The 9,161-nt window shown below is 63.2% G+C and carries 5 protein-coding genes, 1 tRNA gene and 1 pseudogene; 3 read left to right on the top strand and 4 right to left on the bottom strand.

The window, feature by feature from the left end:
• A pseudogene (locus HMPREF2604_RS06205) lies at positions 1-477 on the top strand (DNA recombinase); the annotation flags it as partial.
• Here HMPREF2604_RS06205 and HMPREF2604_RS06200 read toward each other — a convergent pair.
• The 3 genes from HMPREF2604_RS06200 to HMPREF2604_RS06190 all read right to left on the bottom strand — a co-directional run bounded on the left by HMPREF2604_RS06200 (position 446) and on the right by HMPREF2604_RS06190 (position 2,580).
• Positions 446-961 carry a ClbS/DfsB family four-helix bundle protein gene (locus HMPREF2604_RS06200; RefSeq protein ID WP_034969882.1) on the bottom strand — a complete coding sequence of 172 codons (516 nt, stop codon included), beginning with the start codon at positions 959-961 and terminating at the stop codon, positions 446-448. The pseudogene HMPREF2604_RS06205 and the gene HMPREF2604_RS06200 overlap by 32 nt on opposite strands.
• 193 nt (positions 962-1,154) lie before the next feature.
• A tRNA-Thr gene (locus tag HMPREF2604_RS06195) sits at positions 1,155-1,230 on the bottom strand.
• Between the two features lie 102 nt (positions 1,231-1,332).
• A complete protein-coding gene (locus HMPREF2604_RS06190) occupies positions 1,333-2,580 on the bottom strand; it encodes a DNA polymerase III subunit delta' (protein WP_083299195.1) in 1,248 nt (415 codons plus the stop codon).
• Between HMPREF2604_RS06190 and HMPREF2604_RS06185 the strand changes: the two genes are divergently transcribed.
• Entirely contained in the window at positions 2,579-4,111 is a 1,533-nt protein-coding gene (locus HMPREF2604_RS06185) for an adenylate/guanylate cyclase domain-containing protein (RefSeq protein ID WP_070511233.1), read from the top strand. The genes HMPREF2604_RS06190 and HMPREF2604_RS06185 overlap by 2 nt on opposite strands.
• A gap of 32 nt (positions 4,112-4,143) precedes the next feature.
• Positions 4,144-5,517, top strand: a complete 1,374-nt coding sequence (locus HMPREF2604_RS06180; protein WP_083299194.1) for a DUF418 domain-containing protein — start codon at positions 4,144-4,146, stop codon at positions 5,515-5,517.
• 544 nt (positions 5,518-6,061) lie between these two features.
• Here HMPREF2604_RS06180 and topA read toward each other — a convergent pair.
• A complete protein-coding gene (gene topA, locus HMPREF2604_RS06175) occupies positions 6,062-8,992 on the bottom strand; it encodes a type I DNA topoisomerase (RefSeq protein ID WP_070564077.1) in 2,931 nt (976 codons plus the stop codon).
• Between the last annotated feature and the right edge of the window lie 169 nt (positions 8,993-9,161).

Below are 9,161 nucleotides of genomic sequence, written 5' to 3'. Positions count from 1 at the left end.
TCAGGTGTCTACCAAACAGGGGTCAGGTCCTATCGCGGACAAAGCCACCTACCACAGGTCATCGACGCCATGTTTAATACAGACCAGCTCGAAGCGGAGTCCAAGCGCCTAGACGAGAAAATCCGCGCTCTTGCCAGCGAGATTGAATCATTGGTTGCAGAAAATCAGCGGGTAGCGCAAGACCAGGACCAATACCTCGCCCGCTACACCCAGCTAGAAGCGCGATACCAGAAAACCCTGGGCCGCAAACAAGCCATCGAGGCCGAGATTGCTGCCAAGAGTGCCAAGGCCACTGCGATCAAAACCGCCTACACCCAGTTGGCCGACAAGCCCATCCAGCATTTTCAACCATCCCAGTGGACAGCGCTTATCGACCATGCCGTTATCGGAGCCAACGAGATCCAGTTCGTCTTCAGAATCGGCACTGAAATCACCGTGCCTATTGCTAGCAGGCTGCCAGTTTCTTCCACTTCCTGATTTTGGTGCGAAACGTCGTAAATGGCGCGACGGTGTTGATATGCACCCATTTCCACACCGGCCACGCCGACGGGGTGGAAGAAGCCCACGCACGCTGACCCGAACTAAACAATTCTGATTCGGTTAGACCGCCCACCATTTTGACTATCTCACCAAGCAGGATCTTGAACCTGTCGATCAAATCCTCAGTAGATACCTGCTCCCAGCGTTGGTAGAACGATTCATACAATCCGCCCAGTTGATTCCACTTAAAACCAGGTGCCGGAGTCACCACGTCAAGACCGGCTTGTTCGTCACGTTCCCAGCCGAGCAGTAATTCCATCCAGCCAAGCTGGTAGGCGATCATCTGCCGGGGCGTGCGGTCAACACCGTCAACCAGCCGGTCCCAACCATCGCCAGGAACGCCTACGAACTCGCCGATAAAAAGTTCGCCACGCTTAGTAATCTCTGCGGCTAGTTCATCGCCGGACGCATACGATCTCACCACACACCTCCTCGTGAAACGGCCTTAGGTTTAACGCTTCGTTAGCGCGTTAAACCCTGAATACGCATTTTACTAGGGCAAACAAGATACCCGCTAACGCAAAACCCAAACCCGCTAACGCAAGCGATTTTTCACACCCCCCTAAGCGATACTCGCTAACGCAAAAGGGTACTTATCAAATCCGACGTCTAAGTGGAGCCGCCTGCGAGAATCGAACTCGCGACCTTCTCATTACGAGTGAGATGCTCTACCGACTGAGCTAAGGCGGCACGATGCAGTGTGTATATGCACCGCCTGAGAGTTTAGCCTAGGCCTGGGCTGATAAAGAAATCGGGCTATCACCTGTAGTGTGCACGCAGCACACGTGCTGGTTAGCGCGCGCCACAGGCCAGGCGCAGGCGGCCCACCATGCCGTCGAAAGCCACCTGCGGGGTGACGTTCTGCGGCAGCTGCTCGCGGCAGGTGCGGATAGCGGACTGGGCGGCCAGCAAGCCGTCTTCGCTCACGCGCTGGGCAAGTTCGCCCGCCAGGCCCGCGAAGTCCGGGTGGGTCATCTCCACCTCAGCGCCGACTTTCAGCATGAGTGCATCGCGGTAAATACCGGCGAGATCCACGAGGGCGATGTCGAGGCCATCGGAGATGCGTCGTTTAGCGCGCTTCTTGTGAAGCTCCTCCATGTCCTTCAGGGCACTGCGGGCGTCGCGTTGCGCCTTGGTCGCGCCCTTGCCCTTGGCGCCGACGCCGAAGGATTGTTCAATCTTGGAGCGCTCCGCCTCCTCTGCCTCCGCGTGGGAGTCCTTAGCTTCCTTCTCAATGAATTTCAGCAACGCGGTGACAGACTGGAAGGCCTGGGAGCCGTGGAAGACGTCCTCAGCCAGGTTGATGGCCATGGCACGGCGCTTCTGCGCGGCGGGTTCGTTGACCAGGTGTCGCGCACGCCCCACGTGGCGCAGGGTGGTCACGGCGGCCAGACGCGCGTCATCCTCGCTGGCACCTTCGGCGACGAGCTGCTTGACGACGCCCTCCACACTCGGCGCCGGAATATAAAGGTGACGGCAGCGCGAGCGCAGCGTGACCGAGAAGTCCTCCGGGTCCTCCGAGGGCGCCACCATGATGATGACGGTGCGCTCCGGGGGCTCCTCCACAGTTTTGAGCAACGCATTGGCGGCCTCATTGCGCAGGCGGTCGGCCTTATTGAAGATGACCACGCGCCACGGCGCCACGCTCGGCAGGCTGGCGGCGCGCCCGATGACGTCGCGGGCCTCGCCCACGGTGATGAACTGCTCCTGCGGGTCCACGTAGACCAAGTCGGTGTGCTCTTGATTGTCTAGGACGCTCTGGCAGGAGGGGCAGCGCCCACAGCCGGGGTTGCCGTTCTCGTCGGCGGACGTGCACATGAGTGCTGCGGCGAAGCACTGCGCGGCCAGCGAACGGCCGGCACCCGGGGGCCCGGTAAATAGCCAGGAGTGGCTCATCGCTCGCGAGTCGCCCTCACCGCGAGCCGCGCGGGCAGCACTGAGGATGGTGTGGGAGACGGAGGGGGCGTCGGCAAGCCTTTCGGCAACGCTGGAGGTGTTCACTCGCCCTAGCCTACTGGGATAACTAGAGTTGTTAATCATGAACAGACTGATGCGTGGCGCCCGCTGGTTATGGGGCACTCAATGGCCGATGTACGCCGCGCTCGTCCTTGGAGCCAACATCATCGGCGCCATTGCGATCATGACCTTCGTGGTCTTCTTTCTCCCCATGCCGGAGATCTCCGATTTCATCGCTCACACGCCCCACCTGTGGACCTACGGCACGCTGTTCGTGACCTTTGCGGTCATCATCGGCATAGCGGTAACACTTCGGCTGTTCAGGCCAGTGTTGGACTGGCAGCGCAGCCCCGACGACCATGATCCCAATATGGTGCGCAACCTAGTCCTGCGCATCCCGCTCTACCAGGCCGGTGTGGCCGCGGGTGTGTGGCTGCTGGGCATCATCTTGGCGGTGGTGCTGGCAGGCCAGCACTCGGCGCGGCTGGCCGTGGTAGTCGGTGTTTCTGCTGCATTGGCTGGCGGCCTCATCGTGCTGTTGACGTACCTGCAGGCGGAGCGCCTCGTGCGCCCCGTGGCTGCGGAGGCCGTGGCGCGGCGCTTTGAGGATTCCACCTTGGAGCCGCCGATTAAGTACCGCCTGCTTTCCACCTGGATGATGACCTCCGGCATCCCGCTCATCGGCATCGTGCTTGTCCTCATGGGCCAGCAGGCAGGCCTGTTTAGCCCGGAGACCTCAGATATCATGCCGGCTATCGTTGCGCTGACCGTTACCGCGCTGGGCACCGGGCTCATGGGCACCATGTTCGCGATGATGAGCGTGGTCGATCCCATCATTGAGCTGCAGGACGCCATCAACCGCGTGCGCCGCGGCGAGAGTGACGTCCAGGTGGACATCTACGACGGCTCCGAGCTCGGCGTTCTTCAGGCCGGTTTTAACGAGATGATGCGCGGCCTGCGCGAGCGCCAGCGCGTGCGCGATATTTTCGGCCGCTATGTCGGCGCCGAGGTGGCCCAGCGCGCCTTGGAGGAACGCCCGGAGCTGGGCGGAGAGGACCGCAAAGTGGCCGTGCTGTTTATCGACGTCATCGGCTCCACCACCTTCGCCGTCAACCACACCCCGGAAGAAGTGGTGGAGGAGCTCAACAAGTTCTTTGAGCACGTCGTTGAGGTGGTGCACCGGAACAAGGGCATCATCAACAAGTTCCAGGGTGATGCCGCCCTGGCCGTCTTCGGTGCCCCGCTGACGGTCTACGACGCGAACTCCATGGCTTTGCAGGCCGCCCGCGAGCTTCGCCAGGAACTGCGCGGGTTGCGGCTGCAGGCGGGCATCGGCGTGGCCGCGGGCCACGTGGTGGCCGGGCACATTGGTGGTGCGGACCGCTTCGAGTACACCGTCATTGGTGATGCCGTCAACGAGGCTGCCCGTCTCACCGAACTGGCCAAGGACACCCCGGGCCAGGTGCTCACCAACTCCGCCACGCTGCGCGGCGCCAACGAGGCAGAGCAAGCGCGCTGGACGCTGATGAAGTCTATTGAGCTGCGCGGGCGCCGCCGCATGACGCAGCTGGCGCGCCCGATTCGCCCGACCTTGGCGGAACGCGCTCTCGGATAAATAAGTTTTTGTGCTTCTGGTAGCTTGGGGCCATGCCTCATCAGCCCCACCAGCCCCATCCGCCACGCCAGTATTCGAGTCCTCGTCTTCTCGTCCCCGACGTCGCCTGCGGCATGGCCCTGCTGGGCATCGCGCTGGCTAATGTCTGCACCGCGTGGATTATGAACGACGGCGATGGCCCCGATGCCTATTTCGGCGGCGTCGATACCCTCGTTGACGAAGTCTATGTGGTCTTTTCCGCCATGTTCGTGCATGTGCGCGGCCTGCCGATGTTCTCCACGCTTCTCGGCTTTGGCGTGGGGCTTATCGCGATGAGCTTGTGGCGACGCGGTTTCCCACTGCGGCGCGCGCAGGCCGTGTTGGCTAAGCGCTATGGATTTCTGGCTTTATTCGGTGCCCTCCACTGCCTCTTCCTCTTTTCCGGCGACATCATGCTGCTCTACGGCGCGATGGGCATGCTCATTGCGTTGCTGCTTACTTTAACCGACAAGCTCCTCATGCGCGTGGCCTACGGGTTCTGTGCGCTGCTGGTTGTGGCGGGTATCGGAATGGGCGTTGGGGCCGCGCTTGTCGATACGTCGGAGTTTGATCTCAGCGGCTTCACCGCCGCCGAATCCTACTGGGAGCTGCTGGGTGAGCAGGCCATCATGGTCGGCGCCCAAGCTTTTTCCGTTCCCCTGACGGGAGCCTTGGTCCTTCCGGTGATGCTCGTAGGTTTCGTGTGGGCGCGCCGCGGAACCTTGGCCGGGGGCCATCGGCGCGAGCTGTGGGCGTGGACCCTTTTGGCCCTAGCCATCATCCTCTTCCTCGGGCTGCCCTGGGGCTTGTCCACGATTGGGGTGCTGGCCCCAGCGCTGGCAGAACCCCTCAACGCGGCGAATAGCTGCATCGGCATGCTCACCGGGCCGGGCATCGTGGCGGGGGCAACACTCGCCCTAGAACCCCTGCAGCGCCGTGGTGCGCGCCCGTGGTTCCTGTGGCCACTCATCGCGCTCGGTAAGCGCTCCATGACCGGCTACGTGCTGCAGTCCGTGTTCTTCCTGGCGCTGGTCTACCCCTTCACCCTCAACATTGGACCGGAGTTCAGCGCCGCAGGCCAAGCAACGTTGGCCGCCGGGGTATGGCTAGCAACGCTTATCATCGCCTGCGCGCTCGAGGCCGCAGGCAAGCCTGGGCCCTTCGAGTGGGTGCACCGCCGCCTATCCTACGGCAAGACAATGCGCCCGGAATTAGGTGCGGCGTCTAATCCCGGCCCTTCCGCGCCAACCCATCCACCAGCAGTACCAGGCCTACCGTCTGCGCCGCCGACTGCGCCGCATCCAGGGCTCGGCCACGCAGGCCCGCATCCTGGCGCTGCTCAACCGGGTTCAGGACCGTCAGCGCCTCAGAGGCCAGAAGCAGGTTAGCGCCATGGCTCAGCCCTTGCGTGGCTTCGTCGGCGCGGAACTTCTCATCACCGGCTAGCGCGGAGAGAGCGGCCGCCGGGATTCCGGCGACGGCCGTGGCGAGGCGCTCACTCCGGGTGCGCGAGAGCGCAATGCCTGCGGCCCACGCTCCGGCGCGCAGACCCCAGCCCACCGCATCATTGCGCGCGCCGCGCAGCGCCCACGCGAAGGATGCGTATTGTGCGCTCACACACGTCACGCCGAACGTCGTTGGTGCACCGCGCTTGGCGGCCTGCCCCAGGGATGCGGCGATGAGCCCCACGCGGGTCTCCGGTGCGCAGTCCGGGCGCAGGGCCAGCAGCACGGGTACAGCGGCCGTCGTGGCCACACCGAGCGTGCGCCACTTAAACAGGCGTGACCAGACAGCAGTCTCCCCCGCAGCAAGCGCGCCGAGGGTGAAGTGATCGCGGCCAGTAAAGGCCGGGCCCGCCGCGCGCAGGAGAGCCTCGGTGCCTTCCTGGGTGCGGGCCACCATATCGCGCGCGAAGCTGGTCTTCATGTCCTGCTACTTCCTACGTGATCCGGCCTTGACCACGTTCTTGGTGCCCGGCGAAGGCTTCTTCGTGGCCTTCTTGGTCGACTTCTTCGTGGCCTTCTTCGTCGATTTCTTAGTCGATTTCTTGGTGCTCTTCTTCGTCGATTTCTTCACACCACCGTTCGCGGCATCCTTGGCGCGGCGCTCGGAGAGGAGCTCGTTGGCGCGGGCGTCGGTAAGCTGCTCCGGATCGTCGCCGCGACGCAGCGAGGCATTCGTCGTGCCGTCGGTGACGTACGGGCCAAAGCGGCCGTCCTTGACCGTCATCGGCTTACCGGACACGTCGTTATCACCCAGCTGCTTAATCGGCGGCTGCGCGGCCGCACGGCCGCGGCGCTTCGGCTCCGCGTAGATGCGGCGCGCCTCATCCAAGGTGATGGAGAAGATCTGCTCCTCCTTGGCCAAGGAACGGGAGTCCTTGCCCTTCTTTAGGTACGGGCCATAGCGGCCGTTCTGCGCGGTGATGACCTCGCCATCCGAGGGGTCCACGCCCACCTCACGCGGCAGACTCAGCAGCTTCAGTGCTTCCTCGAGGGTGACGCTGGCCGGCTCCATCGAGGCAAAAAGCGAGGCCGTGCCTGGCTTGAGCTTCTCCTCGACGTACTCAGCAATGCGCTTTTCCTTCTGCTTCGCCGCGGTCTTGGTCTCCCAGTTCTTGGCGCGCTTGCCCTCAGCCGCGCGCTGGGCGTCCTCGGCGGCGCGCTCTTCCTTGACGATCTCCTCGGCTTCGGCCTCGGCCTTCTCGCGCTCGTCGTCACGCACCTGCTCGGTCACGTAGGGGCCGAAACGACCCTCCTTGGCCACGATGGTGCGTCCGTTCTCCGGGTTCTGGCCCAGCTCGCGCCCGCCCTGCGGGGTGGCAAAAAGCTTCTCCGCCAAGGCCTCGTTGAGCTCATCCGGGGTGACCGTCTCCGAGAGGTTGGCGCGTTGGTACTCCACCGTACCGTCCTCGTTGGTGCCCACGGCGCGCTCGATATACGGACCGTAGCGGCCCACGCGCACGAAGACATCGCGGCCTTCCGCGTCCGTGTAGAGGCGCAGGGAGTTGACCTTGCGGGCATCGATGGCCTCCAGGTTGATGTCCACCAGGGACTTCAGGCCGCCGTGGCGCGCGATGGACGCGGCCTTGCGCTCGCCGGCCTCCGTGTTTCCGAAGTAGAAGTTATTCAGCCAATCCGTGCCGTTCTCCGAACCGGCGGCAATCGCATCGAGTTCGTCCTCCATGGAGGAGGTGAAGTCATAATCCACCAGCTCAGTGAAGTTATTCTCCAACAGGCCAACGACCGCGAAGGCAACCCACGAGGGCACCAGCGCGTTGCCGCGGGAGAGCACGTAGCCGCGGTCCTGGATGGTCTTGATGATGGAGGCGTACGTCGACGGGCGCCCAATGCCCAAATCTTCCATCTTCTTGACCAAGCTGGCCTCGGTATAGCGCGCCGGCGGGTTGGTGGAGTGGCCGTCGGCAGTAACCGCAGCGGTCTTCAGCGTGTCGCCCTCATTGAGGTGCGGCAGGCGGGACTCTCCCTTCGAGTCCTTCGCCGCGACGTCTTCGTAGGCCTTGAGGAAGCCCGGGAAGGTAATCGTGCGGCCGGTTGCGGAGAAGTCAGCGTCGTGGCCGCCGGCGTTGACAGCTGCGGTCACCTTCATCGAGGTTCCCTTGGCGTCGGCCATCTGGCAGGCCACGGTGCGCTTCCAAATCAGCTCATAAAGCTTGTATTCCTCGGCGTCGAGCTGCCCGGCCAGCTGGCCCGGGGTGGCAAAACGCTCGCCGGCGGGACGGATGGCCTCGTGGGCCTCCTGGGAATTCTTCACCTTGCGGTCATACCGGCGCGGTCCATCTGAGACGAACTCCGCGCCGAAGATGGAGGACGCAGCCTCACGCGCAGCATCCAGGCCCTGCTTGGACAGGGAGGTCGAATCGGTACGCATATAGGTGATGTGACCGTTCTCGTAGAGGCGCTGCGCAATGCGCATCGTGCGCTCCGAGGTGTAGTGCAGGCGGCGGCCAGCCTCCTGCTGCAGCGTCGAGGTCATAAACGGCGCGGAAGGTTTGCGCGAATAAGGCTTGTGCTCGACGCTGGCCACGGTCATGGTGGAGCCTTCCAGCGCGCTGGCCAGCTGCTCCGCCTGGGCCTGCTTGACGACGACCACCTCGTCGCTCTTCAGCTGACCCCTATCGTTGAAGTCGCGGCCCGCGGCCACGCGCTTGCCATCGAGGGCACTCAGGCGCGCATCGAAATCCGGCGTGGATTTCAGCGTTGCCGTGAGATCCCAGTACTCGGCGGGGATGAATGCCATGCGCTCGCGCTCGCGCTCGACGATGACGCGGGTAGCTACCGACTGCACGCGGCCAGCCGATAGGCGCGGCATGACCTTCTTCCACAGCACCGGGGAGACCTCGTAGCCGTAGAGGCGGTCCAGGATGCGGCGGGTTTCCTGGGCGTCGATGAGGTTTTCATCGAGTTCACGGGTGTTTTCCGCGGCCTCCAGGATGGCGGACTTGGTGATCTCGTTGAAGACCATTCGGCGCACCGGCACCTTGGGCTTGAGTACTTCCAGCAGGTGCCAGGCAATGGCCTCGCCCTCGCGGTCGGGGTCTGTTGCGAGGTAGAGCTGGTCGCACTGCTTCAGCTTGGCCTTGAGGTCAGCGACCTTCTTCTTCTTGTCCTGGCTGATGACGTACAGCGGGGTGAAGTTATCCTCCGGGTTAACACCGAGGCGCGCCCAGGATTCCTTCTTATACTTGGCGGGGACGTCGGCGGCGCCGCGGGGAAGGTCCCGGATGTGGCCGACGGAGGCCTCAACAATGTACTTATCGCCGAGGTAAGGCTGAATCTTCTTCGCCTTGGTTGCTGACTCGACGATGACCAGGGTCTTCCCCGGGCCGGTAGCTTCTGCCACTTCGACTTCATCCCTTCCGATGGCTAGTCCTCTGCTGGGCAATTGCCCCTAGAGTACACAGATAGAGGCTTACTCTAGTTATTCAGGCCAGTTCACGTCCACACAACCGGGGGTCTATACTGGCCGTCCGAGGATTCGCCTCACAGCACACAACTGGGAGACAGCGTGA

Origin of the sequence: Corynebacterium sp. HMSC055A01 (assembly GCF_001809405.1) — a bacterium.
Lineage (GTDB): Bacteria > Actinomycetota > Actinomycetes > Mycobacteriales > Mycobacteriaceae > Corynebacterium > Corynebacterium hesseae.
Note: the sequence above shows the minus strand (reverse complement) of the source record. Positions and strands in the feature narration are given on the sequence as shown.